Raw genomic sequence first — 19060 nt, 5'->3', positions numbered from 1 at the left:
AGGACCAGAAGGAAGGCATGGCCGCCTTCGCCGAGAAGCGCAAGCCGACGTTCAAAAACCGCTGACCGGCCTTCGGGCATCTGGCGGTCACCGCGCCGGGGCGCGATGGCCGCCGAACGGATCAGAGCGGCCGGAAGCCGAGCTTCTTGAGCAATTCCCCGGTTTCGCACACCGGCAGGCCCATGACCCCGGTGTAGCTGCCGGACAGGTGCTCGACGAACATCCCGGCCCGGCCCTGGATGCCGTAGGCGCCGGCCTTGTCCATCGGCTCGCCGCTCATCACGTAGTGGCGAATTTCCTCGTCGTCGATGGCCCGGAAGCGAACCTCGCTGCTCGACAGCACGTACTCGGTGTGCCCCATGTGGTTGATCGCCACCCCGGTCAGGACCCGGTGCGTCTGCCCGGACAGGCGACGCAGGATGTGGGCGGCATCGGCCACGTCCACCGGCTTGCCGATGATCTCGCCGCGAAACTCGAGGGTGGTGTCGGCCGCGAGCACGGGGCGCATCGGCAAACGGCGCTCCTGGACGATCTTCAGGCCGTGCGTCGCCTTGGCGCGGGCGATGCGCTCGACGTAGACCACGGGATCTTCGTTGAACAGCGGCGTTTCGTCCGTCTCCAGGTCGGCCCGCATGCCGTCGCGGAAAACGACGGTGTCGAAATCGATGCCGATCTGGTGCAGGAGTTCGCGGCGACGGGGGCTGCGTGAGGCAAGGTAGAGGCGCATCATCCCTCCCGGTGATACGGATGGTTCTTCAGCACGCTGACAGCGCGATAAAGCTGTTCGCATAATAGCAGGCGGGCCATGCCATGCGGCAGGGTCAGGCTGGACAGGCGCAGCCGGTCGTCGGCCTGCTGCTTGAATTCCTCGTCGAGGCCGTCGGCGCCGCCGATCAGCAGGGCAACGTCGCGGCCGTCCTGCATCCAGGCCTCGAGACGTTTGGCCAGCTTGAGGGTGGTCAGGTCGTCGCCCTTTTCATCGAGCACGACGATGCGGCAGCTGCCCGGCAATGCTTCGCGGATGCGCGCCTTCTCGGCGGCCAGCAGTTGTTCGCGGGTCTTGGAGCCGCGCGGCTCGGGCTTGATTTCGGCAACGCTGGCCGGCAGCTCGCGCGGCATGCGCTTGAGGTACTCGGCGCAGCCTTCGCTCACCCAGCCGGGCTGGCGATGGCCGACGGCGAGTATGGCCAGCTTCATTCGCCGGCGGCCTGCTCCGCCTGCTGCTTGCGGCGCTGGGCCGGGGTGACCTGCCACAGCTCTTCGAGGTTGTAGTACTGGCGGACCATGGGCTGCATGACATGGACGACGACGTCGCCGATGTCGACCAGCACCCATTCGCCGGCATCCTCGCCTTCGACCGAGACGATCTCGCCGCCGGCTTCGCGCACCTTGTCCTGGACGTTGCGGGCCAGCGCCTTGACCTGGCGGTTGGAGTCGCCGCTGGCGATGACCAGGCGGTCGAACAGCGAGGTCAGCTTGGTGGTGTTGATGACTTCAATGTCCTTGCCCTTGATGTCTTCGAGGGCGTTGACGACGATTTTTTGCAGCTTGCGGATGTCCATCAGGCGTTTCTATAGAGAGAGTGAAGTTGAATATAGTCGAGAACGTCGTCCGGCAGCAAATAGCGGGCGGAAAGTCCGTTGGCCAGCAATTTCCGGATCTGGGTCGCCGAAATGGCCAGCTGGGTCATCGCGAAGGTGACGATGCCGCCGGCGGGCGACGCCCGCAACGCACCGACATCGGTCAGCCGGCGATCGTTGAATTCGGTGGCCAGCTCGTGCGGCAGGCTGGCGGTTTCGACCGGAAAACCCGGGCGGTGCGAGACGGCGACATGGGCCAGTGCGAAAATGTCGCGCCAGCGGTGCCAGGTCGCCAGCCCGGCGAAGGCATCGGCGCCGACCAGCAGCACCAGTGGCTGCCGCTCGCCCAGCTCGGCCCGCAGGCGCTCCAGCGTATGCACGGTATAACTCGGCACGGCCGCCTCGACCTCGCCGGCATCGACCGAGAAGCGCGGATTTCCCGCTGTCGCCGAGCGCACCATGTCCAGGCGCTGAACGGCTGTCACCTGCGGTGTGCCGCGATGCGGCGGCTGGCCGGCCGGAATCCAGCGCACGCCGCCCAGCGCCAGGTGGGCGATGGCCTCCTCGGCCAGGCGCAGATGGCCGTAATGCACGGGGTCGAAAGTCCCCCCGAACAGGCCCAGCGGCTCAGACAATTTCGGAGATGCCGAAGATGTCGCGATAGCTGGCATAGAAGCTGGCGAAGATGGTCGGCGCGACGACCAGCACCATCGGCAGCGTCAGGATGGCCGTCGCCAGATTGGCCGCGCCGGGCATGACCAGAAGCAGGATGCCGAGCAGCAGGCCGGGCAGGATGCCGGCCACGATCAGCAGGCCGATGCCGTAGGTCAGGAAGGGCCGCCAGTTCATCCAGCAGGCCATGAAGCTGAAGAACAGCGCCCGGCCGACGCTGAGGCGATGCCAGGAGGCGAGGACCGGGGCAAACCACCAGGCCATGAGCACGGGAACCATCAGCGTCATGACGAACACGGCCGACAGCATGAAGTCGGAATCCTCGACCGCCGCACGCTCCGCGCGGTTGCTGGCGAGCATGAAACGCAGCAGGTCGCCGCCGTCGAGCAGGGACGACAGGCCGAGCACGCCGAGCGTGGCGCACAGATAGAGCGCGCCGAGCGCGACCAGCGTGCGTCCGTTGTCCTTCAGGCTGCCGAACAGCGTCTGCAGGCCGATCGGCTGCCCGCGTTCGAGATTGCGCGCAGCCTGCATCAGGCCGACCGACAGGCCGGGAATGGCGAGCGAGGCGACCAGCACGCCGATGAAGGGCACGACGTTGAGGAACAGCACGGTGAACCAGTAGGCAACGACCAGCATGCCGAGCATGACGGGGTTGCGCCGGAAGATGGCGAAACCGCCCATGATCCATTGCCAGCCGGCGGCCGGCGGAAGTGTTTGCGCCCGCACGGTCAGCTACCCATGAAAATGTCGCGGTAGGACGCGTAGACCGCGCCGGAGAACACCGGCAGCAGCAACAGCAGCCCCATGCCGACCGGCAACATGGCGAAGAACAGCGCGACGACCAGGAAGACGCCGAAGATGCACATCGGCAGCCAGTTCCGGGCGCCGGCCGTGAAGCTGGCCTTCATCGCATCGAGCGGCTTCATGTCGTGGAACAGTACGAGGACCGGGGCATACCAGGTGGCCATGATGACCGGGATCGACAGCACGAGCACCAGCAGGCCGGCCAGCATGACGCCGCCCAGGGCGATGCCGAAGCCCGCCACCTTGCCGGTGACCACGCCGCCCAGCACGCCGCCGCTGACCAGCAGGAAGGCGATGAAGGCGATGCCGAAGATGCCCGCGGCGAAGAAGACGCCGACCATGACCAGATCCCCCGCGCCATGGCGGAAGCCGGCGAACAGGTCGGCGATCTCGGGTTCCTCGTTGTCGGCGATGTGGCGGCAAATGCGGAACATGCCGGCACCGAACAAGGGCACCAGCAAGTGCGCGGCGATCTGCCCGAACAGGGGAACGATGGAAATGGCCATCAGGATGACCAGCAGCAAAACCGTGGTGCCGATCCAGATGCCGGGATTGACCAGGAACATGGCCCAGCCCTGGCGCAGCCAGTCGAAGCAGGCGCCGGGATCGACCTCGCGACTTTCGCCGGTAAACGGTGCCGGAGCCATCGGAAATGCAGGAGTTTCGTTCATGCGCGGATGCTAACGGGGGAGCGCGGCCGGAGCAAGGCGAAAACACGTCAAAAGCCGACGAAAATCGTCAGGATTCTTGATCGTTACCACTTCGCCCTGGCGCGGACGGTGCCGCACCTCCAGGCGCAGTAGCCAGAAGCGCAGCGCGGCGGCCCGCCGCATGGCCGGCCAGGCCTGTCTTTCGGCCTCGACCAGCGGGCGGACGCCGGCATAGCCCTCGACCAGGGCGGCCAGCGCCGCATCGTCGACGCACCAGTCATTGGCGACGACCGCCAGGTCGAACAGCCAGGCGTCCTCGCCGGCAAAATAGAAGTCGAGCACGCCGCTCAGCTGCCCGGCGGCATCCCACAGCACGTTGTCGCGGAAAAGGTCGGCATGGATCACGCCATGCGGCAGCGCCTTCCAGTCCTGCTGCGACTGGAAGGCTAGCTCATCGGCCAGCATGAGGCGCTCTTCCGCGTCGACGAGCGGCAGCAGGCTGGCCCCGACGCGCTGGCGCCAGGCCGCTCCGCAGGGGTTGGGCAAGGGCTCGGGCATGTCGGCGGCGGCCAGATGCAGGCGCGCCAGCAAGGCGCCGACCACCCGGCACTGCTCGACCGTCACCCGCTCAACGGCCGACCCGGGCAGGCAGCTGAGCAGGGCGGCCGGCTTGCCGGCCAGCATCCGCCAGCGCCGGCCCTGGTCATCCGCCACCGGCCGGGGACAAGGCAGGCCGCTGACGGCCAGGCGGTCCTGCAGGGCGAGATAGAAATCGAGGGCGGCCGGCTCGAGATGTTCGAACAGCGTGAGCACGAATCGCCCGGCCGCGGTCGTCACGAAATAATTCGAGTTCTGCATGCCGGCGGCGATACCGGCATGGTCGATCAGCTCGCCCAGCCCGAGCGGCTGGAGCCAGGCGGCGAGTTCGGCCCGCCCGACCGTGGTATAGACGGACAAGACTTACCAGCTATGAATGACCCACATCGGCGGCTTGGTCGGATGCTGGTCGGGACCGACATCGACCATCACGCCGTCGCCCTGGCGGTCGACCAGGTAGTACGGCTTGCCGACGGCGGGGGTGACCTTGACCATGTACAGCTTGCCCTTGATGCGGAATTCCTCGCGCGTTTCGGTCTCGCGCTTGATGATGGTGACCTGCGGTTCGAGCGCTTCGTCGAAGGCTTCCATGCCCGGCGGCGGAGGCGGCACGGCGGGCAGCGGCTGGAGGTCGCCCTTCTGCGCCCAGACAGGCAGTGCGGCAAGCAGCAGGATGGGGAGAAGACGGCGCATGATGGAATCCTCGGAATCGATAAGCCAATTTTACAGGTTGAGCAGCATCTCGTGTTCGTTCGGCAGCGGGCCGAAGGGGCGGGATTCGTAGTGCTTGAAGATGGCTTCGACGACCTTTTCCGGCTCGTCGATGAGCTGGATCAGGTTCATGTCCTCGGCATCGACCATGCCCTCGGCGACCAGCCGGTCCTTGAACCAGTCGATCATGCCGCCCCAGAATTCGGAACAGACGAGGATGAGCGGAATCTTGCGCGCCTTGCCGGTCTGGATCAGGGTCAGCGCCTCCATCAGCTCGTCCAGCGTGCCGAAGCCGCCGGGCATCACCACGTAGGCGCTGGCGAAGCGGACGAACATGTATTTGCGGGCGAAGAAGTGGCGGAAGGTCTGCGAGATGTCCTGGTAGGGATTGGACTTCTGCTCGTGCGGCAGCTGGATGTTGAGGCCGACCGACGGCGACTTGCCGAAGAAGGCGCCCTTGTTGGCCGCTTCCATGATGCCCGGGCCGCCGCCCGAAATGACCGAGAAGCCCGAATCCGACAGCAGCCGGGAGAGCTGCTCGGTGAGCATGTAGTACTTGGACTCGGGGCGCACACGGGCCGAACCGAACAGGGTCACCGCCGGCTTGATCGCCGCCAGGCGTTCGGTCGCCTCGACGAACTCTGACATAATGCCGAAAATCCGCCAGGACTCGCGGGCCGTCGTGTTCTTCAACAGGGCCTCGGTCTCCACACCCATCACCAGCTTATCGCTTTCCGTCACTTCGTATGCCTCTCTTGTTGTTGGTGGACGGTTCGTCCTATCTCTATCGCGCTTTCCACGCCCTGCCCGACCTGCGCAACAAGGCCGGCGAGCCGACGGGCGCCATCTACGGCGTCCTGAACATGCTACGTCGTCTGGAAAGCGACTACAAGGCGGACTTCAAGGCGGTCGTCTTCGACCCCAAGGGCAAGACCTTCCGCGACGACTGGTATCCCGAGTACAAGGCGCACCGGCCGCCGATGCCGGACGACCTGCGCGCCCAGATCGAACCCATCCACGCCGCCATCAAGGCCGCCGGCTGGCCGGTAATCATGGTCGACGGCGTCGAGGCCGACGACGTGATCGGCACGCTGGCCACGCAGGCGGCCGGCGCCGATATCGAGACGCTGATCTCGACCGGCGACAAGGACCTGACCCAGCTGGTCGGCCCGAAAGTCCGCTGGTACAACACGATGAGCAACGAACTGCTCGACGCGGCCGGCGTCGAGGCCAAATTCGGCGTGCCGCCGGAACGCATCGTCGATTACCTGGCGCTGGTCGGCGATGCCGTCGACGGCGTGCCCGGCGTCGCCAAGTGCGGCCCGAAGACGGCTGTCAAATGGCTGAGCCAGTACGGCACGCTCGACAATCTGGTGGCCCATGCCGAATCCGTGTCCGGCGTGGTCGGCCAGAACCTGCGCGACCACCTGGGCTTCCTGCCGCTGGGCAAGAAGCTGGTCACCGTCGTCTGCGACCTGCCCGACCTGCCCGACCTGCCGGCACCGACCGGCCTGACGGCCACGCCGCCGGATAACGAGACGCTGCGCACGCTGTACACCCGCTACCAGTTCCGCACCTGGCTGGCCGAGATCGACGGCCCCGCGGCGGCTGCCAACGTGCCGGCGCAGACGGTCGGCATCGCGGAGGCTCCGCCCCCGGCCGAAAAGATCGCCGTTCATTACGACACCGTGCTCGACTGGCCGCTGTTCGACGCCTGGCTGGCCAAGGTCGAGGCCGCCGGCCTGAGCGCGCTGGACACCGAAACGACCAGCCTCGATTCCTTCGCCGCCCGCATCGTCGGCATTTCGCTGTCGGTGACGCCCGGCGAAGCCTGCTACATCCCGCTCGCCCACACTGCCCCCGGCGTCGCCGACCAGCTGCCGCGCGACGAGGTGCTGGCCCGCCTGAAGCCCTGGCTGGAATCCGCCGCCCACCAGAAGGTGCTGCAGAACGCCAAGTACGACCAGCACGTCTTCGCCAACCACGGCATCGCGCTGGCCGGCATCGCCCACGACACCATGCTGCAGAGCTACGTCATCGAGTCCGACAAGGGGCACGACCTCGGCCAGCTGTGCAGCCGCCACCTCGGGCTGGAGACCATTTCCTACGAAGACCTGTGCGGCAAGGGCGCCAAGCAGATCGGCTTCGACCAGGTCGATATCGAGCGCGCCGCGATCTATGCCGCCGAGGACGCCGATGTCACGCTGCGCGTGCATGACGTGCTGCATCCGCAGTTCGCCAGCGAACCCGGCTTGAGCCGCATCTACCACGACATCGAGATGCCGGCCCGGCAGGTGATCTGGCGGATCGAGCGCAACGGCATCCTGGTCGACGCCGACGTGCTGTCCAGGCAGAGCCACGAGATGGGCCAGAAGATCATGGCGCTGGAAACCCAGGCCTACGAACTGGCCGGCCAGCCCTTCAACCTGGCCTCGCCGAAGCAGCTGGGCGAGATCCTGTTCACCAAGCTCGGCCTGCCGGTGAAGAAAAAGACCGCTTCCGGCGGCCCCTCGACCGACGAGGAAGTGCTGACCGAACTGGCCCTCGACTACCCGCTGCCCAAGCTGCTGCTCGAACACCGCAGCCTGTCCAAGCTGAAGGGCACCTACACCGACAAGCTGCCGCGCATGGTCAATGCGCAGACCGGGAGAGTGCATACTCACTTCTCGCAAGCGGCAGTAGTGACCGGGCGACTCGCCTCGAGCGATCCCAACCTGCAGAACATCCCGGTGCGCAGCGAGGAAGGCCGGAAAATCCGTACCGCCTTCATCGCCCCCGCCGGCAGCAGCATCGTGTCGGCCGACTATTCGCAGATCGAGCTGCGCATCATGGCCCACCTGTCCGGCGACGAGCGGCTGCGCGAGGCCTTCGCCCACGGCGAGGACGTGCACCGGGCGACGGCGGCGGAAATCTTCGGCGTCACGCCGCTCGAAGTCGGCCCCGACCAGCGCCGCGTCGCCAAGAGCATCAACTTCGGCCTGATCTACGGCATGAGCGCCTTCGGCCTGGCCCGCCAGCTCGGGCTGGAACGCAGCGCGGCGCAAATCTACATCGACCGCTACTTCGCCCGCTATCCCGGCGTCGCGCAATACATGGAGGAAGCCCGGCAGACGGCACGCGACAAGGGCTACGTCGAAACCGCCTTCGGCCGCCGCCTGTGGTTCCCGGAAATCCGCTCCAGCCAGGCCATGCGCCGCCAGGGCGCCGAACGCGCCGCGATCAACGCGCCGATGCAGGGCACCGCCGCCGACCTGATCAAGCTGGCCATGGTCGCCGTGCAGGACTGGCTGGACGCCAGGGCCATGCAGTCAAGACTGGTGCTGCAGGTGCACGACGAACTGCTGCTCGAAGTGCCCGATGGCGAACTGGTCGACGTCCGCACCCACCTGCCGCGCCTGATGGGGCAAGTGGCCGAACTGGCCGTGCCGCTGGTCGTCGAGGTCGGCGTCGGGCCGAACTGGGAAGCGGCGCATTAAGCGCCTTCGAGCTCCCGCACAGCGGCTTCAACCTGATCGACCGAAATATCGGCCACTGCGAAGGTGGCCGGCTGCAGCAGCACATGCCGCGCGCCCCACGGATACCAGCGGGTGCGCTTGGCTTCCGAATTCTCGAACAGCGCCGCGGTCTTCAGCTTGAGCGCCGCCGCCAGGTGCATGGCGCCGCCATCGGCGCCGACGAAACCGTCGCACAACGACAACGCGGCGATCAGTTCCTCCAGCCGCTCGGTCACCACCGGCACCGCGCCCTTGTCGCGGCAGGCGGCGAGCACCTGTGCCGCCTTCTCGTCGTCGCCCGGATGGGCCGGATGATCGGCCGGCCCCGGCGACCAGAGCAGTGCGAAGCCGCGTTCCGGCGAAGCCAGGCGTTCGATCAATTCGATGTACTTCTCGGCCGGCCAACGCCGGCTTTTCTCGCGTGCACTGAGGTGGATGGCCCAGATTTTCCGGCCGGCCAAACCGGCCAGTTTCGGGCGCATGGCGGCCACGACTTCAGGTAGCGGCGTCAGTTGCAGGGGCCCCAGTTCCGGCGCGATGCCCAGCGGCGCCAGCAGCTTGCCGACCGCCTCGACCTCGTGGAAAGGCGCGCCCGGCTTGTCGGCGATGATTCGCCGCGCGCCGACCAGGCGCGCGTAACGGTCGCCGCCCGGCGAAGCGACGATGGCGACATCGATCCCCTTGCGCCGCAATGTCCACAGCAGCCCGGCCGTCTCCAGCCAGATCGCCAGCTTGCTCTCGCCCGGACCGCGATGCTTGGCCTTGCGATAGGCGAAGACCGCATCGACATCCGGATTGCCGCGCATCACGGCGACGTTGTACTGGTTGACCAGCACGCCGATCCAGGCGTCGGGCATGGCCTTGCGCAGAGCGGCAAGCATCGGCGTGGTGCACACCAGGTCGCCGATGTTGTCGCGACGGATGACCAGGATATTCATTTGCTCTCCACCGCTGAAATCGTTCGCTCGTTGAACGCCAGGCCGACCAGGATGCCGACCAGCGCGCAGGCCATGTTGGCCAGGCCTCCGACCCAGAAGCCGTTGGCCAGGTTACCGAGCAGGTAGGCGAGCAGGGTCGTCAGGATCACCGCCCGCAGGCGCTGGTTTTCCAGCGTACCGCGAACCAGCCCCTTGAGACCGAGCCAAAATACGGCGAGCCAGAAGGCCAGCACCAGCAACAGGCCGGGAATGCCGATCTCGAACGCCACCTGCAGGAAATAATTGTGCGGATTGACCTTGCCGTAACCCGCCTGCTCCGCCTCGCCCAGGAAGTAGGCCGCCTTGCCCGGATCGCTCGCCTTCCAGCGCTCGGCATAGCCGCCGTCGTTGATCGCCCAGGCCAGCTTCTTCCAGCCGTAACCGTAGCCGAGCAGCGGCCGGGCCTCGATCAGTTCGATGACGCCGGACCACACGTCGAGACGCAGGCTCAAGCCCTGGTTGGTGACATAGGTGTCTTTCTGGGCCAGGGAACGATACTTCTCGAGGTAGCCGAGATTGCCCTGCGCAGCCACCCACCCGGCCCCCAGCGCGATGACCAGGAAAACCGCCGCGAGGGCCTTCCAGGCACGCAGCAAGCCGAACAGCACGAGCACCGATATGGCGACCACCAGCAAGGGGCTGCGCGAACCGTACAGGCCGGTCAGCACGATGCCGGCAATCAGCAGCAGGCCGAGCAGCAGGCGCTGGCGCACGGTAGCCGCCGTCGAAACGGCAAACGCGATGACCAGCGGCAGGCAGAAGCTGGCCATGTTCGCATAGCCGCCCCAGAACGATTTGTGGGAGCGCGGAATCTGCCCTTCGCTCAAGGCGTGATCCTTCAGGTAGGAAGCGACCTCGAAAACCGACAGCGCGCTGACGGCAGCGAAGCCGGCCATGATCACCCACAGTGCCGTTCGCGCCTGAGCGGCGTTGCGCACCAGCAGGCAGCCGACCAGCAGCAGTTCGGCCTGCAGCAGCAGGTCGCGCGGCAAGGCGTGCAGGCTGTCGGCCGGATACGGGCTGGCGGCGGACACCGCGACGCACCAGACGACGATGGCCAGCGCCAGGCCGAGCACGCCGCTCCGGGCGCGCAGCCGCTGGCGGATGTCGGCGCGCCGGGCGAGCGGCACGGCGACGACCAGCAGGCCGACCATCAACAGGTACTTCACGGCCACGAATTTTTCGAAGGGCTGGATGAACAGCAAGCCGAACCACAGGCCAAGGGCTGCCTGCACCCAGCGATCCGGCTTGTCGGCGAAGCTTTCCGTTGCCGCGCTCATCGCCCCTGCTCCATCTTTTCCAGCACGGCCTTCAGCGCCAGGCCGTTCCGGCGCGCATCGTAATGGCGGCGCGCATGGTTCAGGCAATGCACACCCAGTTCGGCCGCCAGTTCGCGCGAGGCATGGATGGCGCGCAGCCTGGCCGCCAGTTCCCGGAAATCGCCCGGCGTGAAGATCAATTCGTCGCGCTCGCCAACCACTTCCGGCAAGCCGCCGACCCGCGACACCAGCGTCGGCAGGCCGCAGGCCATCGCCTCGGCGACGACGAAACCGAACTGTTCGGCCAGGTTGATCGCCGGCAGCGCGGGCAGCACGAAGGCGTCGGACTGCGCATAGATGTCGGGCAAGGCGTCGTATTTCAGGAAGCCGGTGAATTTGACCCGATCCTTGATGCCGAGCAGTTCGGCCGCCTGCTCCAGCCCCTGGCGCTGGGCGCCCTGGCCGACGAAGGTCAGTTCCAGACTGGGGATTTCCGCCAGCAGTTCCTTGGCCGCGTAGAGCAAGGTGTAGCAACCCTTCCAGCTGACCAGCTTGCCGACGAACAGGACGCGGAAAACGTCGTCCTTCGCCGGCTGCGCCCGGGGCTGGAAAACCTCGGTATCGACGCCGGGATAGACGTGCACGATCTTCTCCTCCGGTATCCCTTCGAGCAGCAGCACCCGGCGACAGGTGTCGGTGATCGCCACGAACAGGTCGACCTGCGGAAAGGCCGCCTGGCGGATGGCCAGCGAACGCGGGTCGAACATGTCGACGAAGGGGATGGTGAAGGGAATCCAGTACACCAGCTTGAACCGGTGACCCTTGGCCTTCAGCGAGGCCAGGGTGTGCAGCGAACGGTCGGAGCCGGTCAGCGCGACGTCGAACTCGCCGCTGGCTGCCGAACGTTCAACTTCCTGATAGAAAAAATCGCGCTTCTTGTCCTTGTCGTTTTCCTGCAGACGGCGCCAGGCCTTGAGCGGCGATTTCAGGTAGTCGCGCAACTGCTGCTTCTTGGTGAGCAGATGCACCCTGTGCGGCGTGATGTTCAGGCCGGACTTGTTCTTTTCCGACAGGAAGAAGGTGGTGTCCGGAATCGAATCGAAGAGCTGGGCGAAGTAACGCCCGACGCCATAGTCCTTGAAAACGGCAAGTTTCATTGTCGACACTCGGCAACGGAAGTTTGGGAGGCCAGGATCGCCTCGACCGACGCTACGACGGCCGGGATGGGCAAATTGGCAATGCACGCCCGCGTCCCCAGCCGGCAGGCATAGGGCGCGTCGAAGGCATGCGAACAGGGGGCGCAGGATTCGGTGCTGCGGATCAGCACCGCCTGACGACCGATCGGCCGTTGGTCGTCGGCGTCGGCCGGCCCCATGAAATCGACGACCGGCACGCCCTGCGCGTCGGCCATGTAGGTGGCGCCGGAATCGACGCCGACGAAGCAGTCGAGCGCGCCGAGCAGCACCGGCAGCTCGTCGAGCGCCCATTGGCTGGTGGTATCGACGGCGCGGCCGGCCGGCAAGCTGGCGCACAGCGCTTGCGCCGCCGCCTGATCGGCCTCGGTGCCGATCAGGACCAGCGTCGCCGCGGTGCGGCCGACGATCTGGCCGGCCAGCGCTTCGAGCTGCGCCGTATCGAGCGCCTTCATGCGGTTGCCGGCGCCGAGGCCGAGGCCGACCAGCGGACGGCGCAGTTGCGGCGACAAGGCGGCGAGCCGCGCCCGGCCGCTTTCCACACCGGCAATCTCGTTGGGCAGCGCCAGCAGGTCGGCATCCACCGCGATGCCGAACCCGGCCAGCGCGCGCAACGCGGTTTCGCGGAACAGCTGCCCAGCGCGGTGCAGCTCGCCGTGGGTCAGGAAGGGCCAGGCCAGGCGGGCGCTGCCTTGCCGGCGGTCGGCGAGGACCGACACGCGCTTCGGCACGCCGGCCCAGAAGGGCACCAGCAGGTTGGTCAGGTTCGGGCTGAGGATCAGCACGCCGTCGTAGCCATCGGCCAGCAGGCCGAGCAGCCAGCGCTTGCCGGCCCAGCCCTTGAAGCCGTGCCTGGGCAGGGCCACGATGCGGTCGATGCTGTCCAGCGTTCGGGCCAGCGGCATATTGACCGGATTGAGCAGGACAACGATCTCGGTGCCCGGCAGGCGCTTGCGCAAGGCCCGGAACACCGGCGTCGTGGCGACGAAATCGCCGATCTTGGCGGTCTGGATGACCAGGATGCGCCTTGCCGGAACGGAGCGGCGCAGCGAGGCGCGCAGCCACAGCAGCGGCGCCAGCAGCCAGGTCAGCAGCAGGTAGATCACCGCAGCGCCTCGTCGAGTACCGTCATGACGCCGGCCACGTAGGCCTCGATCGAATAGCGTTCGGCCACCCGCCGACATCCGGCCTCGCCCATGCTGCGGCGCAGTTCGCCGTCGGACAGCAGGCGGCGCAGCGACGCGGTCAGCGCCGCGACGTCGCCGTAGGCGTAGAGCAGCCCGGTTTCCTCATGGACGACCAGCTCGCGGGTGCCGGTCACGTCGGAGCCGACCACCGGCTTGCTCGCCAGCATGGCTTCGAGCACGACGCGCGGCAGGCCTTCCTTGCTCGAACACAGCACGCAGACGTCCATCGCCTGGACCCAGGCCAGCGGCAGCGGCTGGAAGCCGACGAAACTGACCTGGTCGAGCAGGCCGAGCCGGACCACGGCGCTTTCCAGTTCGGCGCGCTGCGGCCCCTCGCCGAGGATCAGGCAGGTCACCGGCAGGCCGTCGGCCTTCAGGTTGGCCACTGCCTGCAGCAGGTGCTGCACGCCCTTGCGCGCCGTCAGCTGGCCGACCGTGCCGATGACCAGTTCCCTGGCCGTCGGCGACAGATCGACCGGCGCCGGCAGCGCGATGCGGCTGTCGATGGCGTTGCAGACCACGCGCAGGCGGTTCTCGGCCACGTGCTGGGCGGCCAGCACGTCGGCCACGCCTTGCGAGACGCAGATGATGCGCGTCGCGGTGCGATTGACCACAGCCGCCTCGTTGGCCTGCAGGGTCGGCTCGATGCGGCAGTGCTGGACAACCGGCAGGCCGGCCGCCTCGGCGGCGAGATAGCCTTCCAGGTTCGACGACGGCTGGTTGTTCATGTACAGCAGGTCGTAAGCGCCCTCTTCGAGCAGCAGCTTGAGGGCGGCGACGCGCGGCTTGATCCGCCACTGCAGCTCGATGCCCAGGACCGCCCGTTTCTTCAGCCGGCCGGACCACGACAGCAGGCCGCGCGCGATCTCCTTGGCCAGCTTGGCCCACAGCGGCTGCCTGCGCTGCGGCAGCACTATCAGCGGAATGCCGATATCGGCCAGTTCCTCGGACAGCAGCCGGCCGCTCTTGCCCTTCTTGTAGTCCTTGTAGAAGCAGCAGGTCACGGCGAAGCGCGTGCGGTCGATGCGCTTGAGCAGCTCGAACATGCTGTTGGTGCCGCCGCCCCACTCGTTGCCGGTGTCGAGCAGCAGGATGCGTTTGGGTACGCTCATGCGACGTTCCGGCTCAGGATGCCATCGACCGCGGCCACCACTTCGTCGACGGCGATGTTGTCCATGCAGATCGGCTCGGCATAGGGGCAGTTCTTCGAGTAGCAGGGATCGCAGGTCCGCCACTTGCGGATCACGACGTGCTTGTCGAGGTCGTAGCCGGGGCCGGAACGCGCCGGGTCGGACACCGCGAACAGCGCGACGACCGGCGTATCGACCGTCACCGCCAGGTGCATCGGCCCGGTGTCGCCGGTGACCAGCAGGCTGGAACGACGTAACAGGTCGGGCAAGGCGATCAGCGGCAGCTGCCCGGCCGAGGCCCAGGCCCGCGATCCATCAGCCAAGGGCGCGGCGGCTTCGATGCCGGCCGCCACCTCCTGGCACAGCGCCGCTTCGGCCGGCGATCCGGTGACGACGAAGCGCAGTCCGGGCCGCGCCTTGACCATCGCGGCGGCCGCCGCGATGAAACGCGAACGCGGCCAGCGCCGGCTCATCGTCGACGCGCCGGGCTGGAAGGCGACGACAGTCGCGTCCTGCCAGCCGCGCTCGGCCAACGCCTGATCGACCGCCGCCTTGCCCTCGGCATGGGCCGGCACGGTCATGCGCCGCGCGAATTCCCCTGTTGCCCCGGCCAGTTTCGCCACGGCCAGGCGCTGGTCAATGCCGTGACCGAGATCGTCCCAGCCGAGCACCGGCTCGCGGTTGCTGAGCAGGAAATTCCAGCGGTTGTTGTTGGGCAGCTTGAAGAGGTGGCGGGCGCCGGACAGGTAGGCCAGCGGCGTCGCCTGCGGCTCGTTGCCATGGAAGATAGCCGCCAGGTCGTAAGCCTTGAGCTGGCCGGCGGCGCGACGAAAACCCCGCCATTTGCCGTCGTAGGGGACCAGTTCATCGACCTCGGCCAGGCCGGTGAACAGCTGCTGCAGCGACGGATGCACGAGCAGCGTGATGTGGGCCTGCGGATAGGTCTGGCGCAGCGCCCGCAGGCCGGGCGTGGACAGCAGCGTATCGCCGAGCGCCGTGCAGGAAACGGCGAGGATGCGACGGATGGCCGGCGTGCCGAGTTCCTCGGCGGGACGCGGCCGCCGGTCGAGCGCCCGTTTCAGGCGCAGCCAGCGGTAAAGCAGCGGTTCGCGCAGGCGCAGGCGCATCAGTGGCCCTTCTTGCCCGACTTCAGGCCGAGATAGAGGGCCGACAGCAGCGGCCGGCCGTAGAGGCCCATGCGTCCGCCGAACCACTTGGCCGGCTTGTCCTTGATGACCAGGCGCGGAATCCGGGCCGGATCGACATCGCGGCGCGCGACGCCAGGCTCGGTGGTGTACAGGTGGGTAAAGCCGGCGGCCCGCGCCACGCGCTGGTAGGCGGCGTCGTAATAGCCCTGCGGCCAGCACAGATGCGGCGTCGCGCTGCCCAGCCGGGCGGCCAGCGTGGCGCGCGAGGCGGCCAGGTCGTCGGCCAGCGCCCGGTCGCGCTCGGCCGGGTCGGCGATCTGGCGGTCCCAGCGGGTATGGGTATGGGTGTGCGAATGGAAATCGAAGGTGCCGGCGGTACGCATGGCCTCGACTTCCGACCAGCGCAGGAAGGCGTCGTCGAGCTTGCCGTCGGCGGCCGCGGCCATCGCCTGGCTGTGGGTCGGCACCTCCGGCACGCCGGGCTGGCCGGCATGCGGGCGGACCGCCCCCTCGCCGATCCAGCCGGTGATCAGGAACAGCGTGGCGCGCTGGCCGAATTCCTCGAGCACCGGGTGGGCGTAGACCCAGTTGTCGAGGTAGCCGTCGTCGAAAGTGACCAGCACGCTTTTCTTCGGCACCTCGCCGCTCGCCAGGGCTTGGGCGAATTCGTCGGCGGACAGCGTTTTCCAGCCGTTAGCGGCCAGCCACTGCATGTGCGCCCGGAAATTTTCCGGCGAACAGGTGACCAGCCCGGGCTTGGGGCTGATGTGGTGGTACATCAGCACGGGCAGCGGCTGCCCGAGGCTCATTGCGCCTCCAGCAGGCGTTCGTACAAGGCTTCCATGCCCTGCGCCATGACTTCGCGGGCGAATTTGCGATGCACGAACTCGGTCGCGTTGGCGCCCATCGACTGGCGCAGCACGGGGTCGGCCAGCAGGCGGACCAGCGGCTCGATCAGCGCCTTGCCGTCATGGGGAGGAACGAGATAGCCGGTCTTGCCTTCGAGGATGACCTCCGGCACGCCGTCGACGTGAGTCGCCACCGCCGGCAGGCCCATGGCGCCGGCCTCGATGAAGGCGGTACCGAGGGCTTCCTGGTGCGTCGGCAGCACGAAGACGTCGAGCGAGGCGAGCACGTTGGTGACGTCGCGGCGCAGGCCGAGCAGGTGGATGCGCCCTTCCAGCCCGTCGACGGCGATGCGCGCCTTCAGGTTGTCGGTCTGCGGGCCGTCGCCGGCGAAGACGAAATGGGCGTTGGGGAAGCGCGCCAGCACGTCGGGCGCCGCATCGAGGATGTCGGCATGGCCCTTCTTGGCGCGCAGGATGGCGACCGTGCCGACGAGCAGGGCGTCGGCCGGCAGGCCCAGTTCCTCGCGCAGGTTGCCCTGCACGGCGGAGCGGTCGTAGCGCGAGAAATCGACGCCGGTCGGGATGGTCGTGATGCCCTCGCGCGGCACGCCGGCCTCGGCCAGGTAGTTCTCGACGAACTTGCTGACCGTCACGACATGGTCGGGCAGCACGCTGTAGGTAAATTTCGACGTGATCGGCAGCGCCAGGTGGCGGGTGCGGACGATGGCCGGGCGATTGCACATCGTGCGTGCCGCCATGCCGGCCAGCTGGGTGTCGCGGCCGCTGTGCGTATTGACGATGTCGGCGTTGAAGCGCTTGATCACCGAGCGCAGGCGGACGATCGCCGGCAGGTCGATGGCGCCGCGCATGTCGACGACGAAAGTCTCGAAACCGGCTTCCTTGGCGCGATCCAGGATGCGCGCCCCGGGCCGGCCGACGACGGCCAGCGTATGCCCCCGGTCACGCATGGTGACCAGCTCGTTCATCGTCCGATTTTCCTGGCCGCCCCAACCTTTGGACGACTCCGTATGCAGGATGCGCATCAGACGGCGACCTCTTCCGCCTTCTGCATGCGGTACAGGCGGGCGTACAGGCCGTCGTGGGCGAGCAGTTCGGCGTGCGAGCCCTCTTCCTGCTTGTGGCCGTGGGCCAGCGCGATGATGCGGTCGGCGCGCTCGATGGTCGACAGGCGGTGGGCGATGACCAACGTGCTGCGCCCCTTCATCAGTTCGTCGAGGGCGGCCTGGACGTGGCGCTCGGACTCTGTATCGAGGGCGGAAGTGGCTTCGTCGAGGATCAGGATGGGCGCATCTTTCAAAATGGCACGCGCGATGGCCAGGCGCTGGCGCTGGCCGCCGGACAGCTTGACCCCGTTCTCGCCGATCATCGTGTTCAGGCCGTCGGGCAGGGCCTCGATGAACTCCAGCGCATGCGCCGCCTTGGCCGCGGCGCGGATCTCGTCGACCGTCGCATCGCGCTTGCCGCCGTAGGCGATGTTGGCGCCGATGGTGTCGTTGAACAGCACGACATCCTGGCTGACCAGCGCGATGTTGTCGCGCAGGCTGTTCAGGCGGATGTTCGGCAGGGCATGGCCGTCGACGCGGATTTCGCCGGCGTCGAGCGCATAGAAGCGGGGCAGCAGATTAGCCGCCGTCGTCTTGCCGCTGCCCGACGGGCCGACCAGCGCCACGCATTCGCCCGGGCGCAGGGTTAGTGACACACCGTCGAGCGCCGGCCGCTCGGCGCCGGGGTAGGTGAAGGTGACCTTGTCGAACTCGACCAGGCCTTGGGCACGGCCCAAGTCTTCCTGGCCGCTATCCGGCTCGGCATCCTCGTCGATCAGCGAGAAGACGCTTTCCGCCGCCGCCAGGCCGCGCTGGATGGGCGCATTGACGTCGGTGACCCGCTTCAGCGGTGCCATCAGCATCAGCATCGCGGTGACGAAGGAAACGAAGCTGCCGACCGTCGTCTGGTCGCTGGAAGCCTGCTTGAGGGCGACGCCCATGATGATGGCGACGCCGGTCGCGGCAAAGAACTGGACCAGCGGCGACTGCGCGGCCGAGGCCATGGTCGCCCGCATGGCGAGGCGACGCTGTTCGCGCACCGATTTGTAGAAGCGGTCTTCCTCGTACTTCTGGCCGCCGAAGATCTTGACCACCTTGTGGCCTTCGATGGTCTCCTGCAATACCTGCGTGATCTTGCCCATCGACTCCTGCTGGCCGCGGGCGACGCTGCGCAGGCGCTTGCTGAAGATGCGCACGACGATGGCGATGAAGGGCACGACCGACAGGGTGATCAGCGTCAATTTCCAGTTCAGCCAGAGCAGCCAGACGAGCAGGCCGACGATGGACAAGGAGTCCTTGATCAGCGAGGTCAGCGCGTTGGTCGCGGCGCCGGCGACGCCGGTCACGTCGTAGGCGATGCGCGACATCAGCCGGCCGGACAGGTTGTCGCTGTAGTAGCGGGTGGGCAGGCGGACCATGCGGGCGAACATGGCCTGGCGCAGCTCGGCCACGACGTTGCTCGACACCCAGCTCATCAGGTAGTCGCCGAGGAAGCCGAAGATGGCGCGGACGAGGAAGATGCCCATGATGGCCAGCGGGTAGAACAGCCAGTCCCACGGGCCGTTGGCCTTGGAAAAACCGTCGTCGAGCAGCGATTTCATGATCGCCGGAAAGACCGGTTCCGCCAGCGAGGCCAGCCCCATGCACGCCAGCGCGGCAAGGAAGGCCTTCCAATAGGGACGGACATAGGTCAACAGCCGTACATAAAGCTCGCGGCTGGTCATGTCATGAGACATGCAAATC

General features: G+C 67.3%; 19 protein-coding genes. 1 reads left to right on the top strand and 18 read right to left on the bottom strand.

Annotated features, from left to right (window positions below):
* Positions 1–121 precede the first annotated feature (121 nt).
* Genes Q0P59_RS09655 through Q0P59_RS09615 form a run of 9 tightly spaced genes read right to left on the bottom strand, consistent with a single transcriptional unit; the run spans position 122 to position 5734 of the window.
* A complete protein-coding gene (locus tag Q0P59_RS09655) occupies positions 122–727 on the bottom strand; it encodes a Maf family protein (protein ID WP_295006045.1) in 606 nt (201 codons plus the stop codon).
* A complete protein-coding gene (gene rlmH, locus Q0P59_RS09650; protein ID WP_295006043.1) occupies positions 727–1197 on the bottom strand; it encodes a 23S rRNA (pseudouridine(1915)-N(3))-methyltransferase RlmH in 471 nt (156 codons plus the stop codon). The genes Q0P59_RS09655 and rlmH overlap by 1 nt, the downstream gene beginning before the upstream one ends.
* Complete coding sequence (rsfS, locus tag Q0P59_RS09645) at positions 1194–1562, bottom strand: ribosome silencing factor (protein WP_275707470.1); 369 nt, start codon at positions 1560–1562, stop codon at positions 1194–1196. Before rsfS ends, rlmH begins: the two co-directional genes overlap by 4 nt.
* The gene (gene nadD / locus Q0P59_RS09640; protein ID WP_295006039.1) at positions 1562–2215 is read right to left on the bottom strand and encodes a nicotinate-nucleotide adenylyltransferase; all 654 of its coding nucleotides are present in this window, start codon (positions 2213–2215) and stop codon (positions 1562–1564) included. The genes rsfS and nadD overlap by 1 nt, the downstream gene beginning before the upstream one ends.
* Complete coding sequence (locus tag Q0P59_RS09635; protein ID WP_295006037.1) at positions 2208–2981, bottom strand: BPSS1780 family membrane protein; 774 nt, start codon at positions 2979–2981, stop codon at positions 2208–2210. The genes nadD and Q0P59_RS09635 overlap by 8 nt, the downstream gene beginning before the upstream one ends.
* Positions 2982–2983: 2 nt before the next feature.
* Entirely contained in the window at positions 2984–3730 is a 747-nt protein-coding gene (locus tag Q0P59_RS09630) for a BPSS1780 family membrane protein (protein ID WP_295006035.1), read from the bottom strand.
* A gap of 9 nt (positions 3731–3739) precedes the next feature.
* Entirely contained in the window at positions 3740–4666 is a 927-nt protein-coding gene (locus Q0P59_RS09625) for a homoserine kinase (RefSeq protein WP_295006033.1), read from the bottom strand.
* Between the two features lie 3 nt (positions 4667–4669).
* Positions 4670–4999: a DUF2782 domain-containing protein gene (locus Q0P59_RS09620; protein ID WP_295006031.1), complete on the bottom strand. Its 330-nt coding sequence runs from the start codon at positions 4997–4999 to the stop codon at positions 4670–4672.
* A 30-nt stretch (positions 5000–5029) separates the two neighbouring features.
* Positions 5030–5734, bottom strand: coding sequence for a TIGR00730 family Rossman fold protein (locus Q0P59_RS09615; protein WP_295006051.1), 705 nt, complete (start codon positions 5732–5734; stop codon positions 5030–5032).
* Between the two features lie 29 nt (positions 5735–5763).
* Between Q0P59_RS09615 and polA the strand changes: the two genes are divergently transcribed.
* Positions 5764–8493 carry a DNA polymerase I gene (gene polA / locus Q0P59_RS09610; protein ID WP_295006029.1) on the top strand — a complete coding sequence of 910 codons (2730 nt, stop codon included), beginning with the start codon at positions 5764–5766 and terminating at the stop codon, positions 8491–8493.
* Here the strand turns inward: polA and Q0P59_RS09605 are convergent.
* From Q0P59_RS09605 to msbA, 9 genes are read right to left on the bottom strand one after another with little or no spacing between them, the layout of a single operon-like run.
* On the bottom strand, positions 8490–9449 hold the full coding sequence (locus Q0P59_RS09605; protein ID WP_295006026.1) for a glycosyltransferase family 9 protein: 960 nt from the start codon (positions 9447–9449) through the stop codon (positions 8490–8492). The genes polA and Q0P59_RS09605 overlap by 4 nt on opposite strands.
* Positions 9446–10768: an O-antigen ligase family protein gene (locus Q0P59_RS09600; RefSeq protein WP_295006024.1), complete on the bottom strand. Its 1323-nt coding sequence runs from the start codon at positions 10766–10768 to the stop codon at positions 9446–9448. Before Q0P59_RS09600 ends, Q0P59_RS09605 begins: the two co-directional genes overlap by 4 nt.
* Positions 10765–11904, bottom strand: a complete 1140-nt coding sequence (locus Q0P59_RS09595) for a glycosyltransferase family 4 protein (RefSeq protein WP_295006021.1) — start codon at positions 11902–11904, stop codon at positions 10765–10767. The genes Q0P59_RS09600 and Q0P59_RS09595 overlap by 4 nt, the downstream gene beginning before the upstream one ends.
* The gene (locus Q0P59_RS09590) at positions 11901–13046 is read right to left on the bottom strand and encodes a glycosyltransferase family 9 protein (protein ID WP_295006019.1); all 1146 of its coding nucleotides are present in this window, start codon (positions 13044–13046) and stop codon (positions 11901–11903) included. Before Q0P59_RS09590 ends, Q0P59_RS09595 begins: the two co-directional genes overlap by 4 nt.
* A complete protein-coding gene (locus Q0P59_RS09585) occupies positions 13043–14239 on the bottom strand; it encodes a glycosyltransferase (RefSeq protein WP_295006017.1) in 1197 nt (398 codons plus the stop codon). The genes Q0P59_RS09590 and Q0P59_RS09585 overlap by 4 nt, the downstream gene beginning before the upstream one ends.
* A complete protein-coding gene (locus Q0P59_RS09580; RefSeq protein ID WP_295006015.1) occupies positions 14236–15384 on the bottom strand; it encodes a glycosyltransferase family 9 protein in 1149 nt (382 codons plus the stop codon). Before Q0P59_RS09580 ends, Q0P59_RS09585 begins: the two co-directional genes overlap by 4 nt.
* Complete coding sequence (locus Q0P59_RS09575) at positions 15384–16214, bottom strand: polysaccharide deacetylase family protein (protein ID WP_295006013.1); 831 nt, start codon at positions 16212–16214, stop codon at positions 15384–15386. Before Q0P59_RS09575 ends, Q0P59_RS09580 begins: the two co-directional genes overlap by 1 nt.
* Positions 16211–17296 carry a glycosyltransferase family 4 protein gene (locus Q0P59_RS09570; protein WP_295006011.1) on the bottom strand — a complete coding sequence of 362 codons (1086 nt, stop codon included), beginning with the start codon at positions 17294–17296 and terminating at the stop codon, positions 16211–16213. The genes Q0P59_RS09575 and Q0P59_RS09570 overlap by 4 nt, the downstream gene beginning before the upstream one ends.
* Positions 17296–19053, bottom strand: a complete 1758-nt coding sequence (gene msbA / locus Q0P59_RS09565) for a lipid A export permease/ATP-binding protein MsbA (RefSeq protein ID WP_295006008.1) — start codon at positions 19051–19053, stop codon at positions 17296–17298. The genes Q0P59_RS09570 and msbA overlap by 1 nt, the downstream gene beginning before the upstream one ends.
* Positions 19054–19060 lie beyond the last annotated feature (7 nt).

It is taken from the genome of uncultured Dechloromonas sp. (assembly GCF_945957265.1).
GTDB lineage: Bacteria > Pseudomonadota > Gammaproteobacteria > Burkholderiales > Rhodocyclaceae > Azonexus.
This window is presented reverse-complemented; position numbering and strand designations above follow the sequence as displayed.

Bases quoted from the DNA above. Each gene is read 5' to 3' on its own strand.
- rsfS (WP_275707470.1), bottom strand. From the start codon at position 1,562: ATGGACATCCGCAAGCTGCAAAAAATCGTCGTCAACGCCCTCGAAGAC.
- Q0P59_RS09605 (WP_295006026.1), bottom strand. From the start codon at position 9,449: ATGAATATCCTGGTCATCCGTCGCGACAACATCGGCGACCTGGTGTGC.
- Q0P59_RS09595 (WP_295006021.1), bottom strand. From the start codon at position 11,904: ATGAAACTTGCCGTTTTCAAGGACTATGGCGTCGGGCGTTACTTCGCC.
- msbA (WP_295006008.1), bottom strand. From the start codon at position 19,053: ATGTCTCATGACATGACCAGCCGCGAGCTTTATGTACGGCTGTTGACC.
- Q0P59_RS09575 (WP_295006013.1), bottom strand. From the start codon at position 16,214: ATGAGCCTCGGGCAGCCGCTGCCCGTGCTGATGTACCACCACATCAGC.
- Q0P59_RS09570 (WP_295006011.1), bottom strand. From the start codon at position 17,296: ATGCGCATCCTGCATACGGAGTCGTCCAAAGGTTGGGGCGGCCAGGAA.
- rlmH (WP_295006043.1), bottom strand. From the start codon at position 1,197: ATGAAGCTGGCCATACTCGCCGTCGGCCATCGCCAGCCCGGCTGGGTG.
- Q0P59_RS09600 (WP_295006024.1), bottom strand. From the start codon at position 10,768: ATGAGCGCGGCAACGGAAAGCTTCGCCGACAAGCCGGATCGCTGGGTG.
- Q0P59_RS09655 (WP_295006045.1), bottom strand. From the start codon at position 727: ATGCGCCTCTACCTTGCCTCACGCAGCCCCCGTCGCCGCGAACTCCTG.
- Q0P59_RS09615 (WP_295006051.1), bottom strand. From the start codon at position 5,734: ATGGGTGTGGAGACCGAGGCCCTGTTGAAGAACACGACGGCCCGCGAG.
- Q0P59_RS09585 (WP_295006017.1), bottom strand. From the start codon at position 14,239: ATGAGCGTACCCAAACGCATCCTGCTGCTCGACACCGGCAACGAGTGG.
- Q0P59_RS09630 (WP_295006035.1), bottom strand. From the start codon at position 3,730: ATGAACGAAACTCCTGCATTTCCGATGGCTCCGGCACCGTTTACCGGC.
- Q0P59_RS09580 (WP_295006015.1), bottom strand. From the start codon at position 15,384: ATGCGCCTGCGCCTGCGCGAACCGCTGCTTTACCGCTGGCTGCGCCTG.
- Q0P59_RS09620 (WP_295006031.1), bottom strand. From the start codon at position 4,999: ATGCGCCGTCTTCTCCCCATCCTGCTGCTTGCCGCACTGCCTGTCTGG.
- polA (WP_295006029.1), top strand. From the start codon at position 5,764: ATGCCTCTCTTGTTGTTGGTGGACGGTTCGTCCTATCTCTATCGCGCT.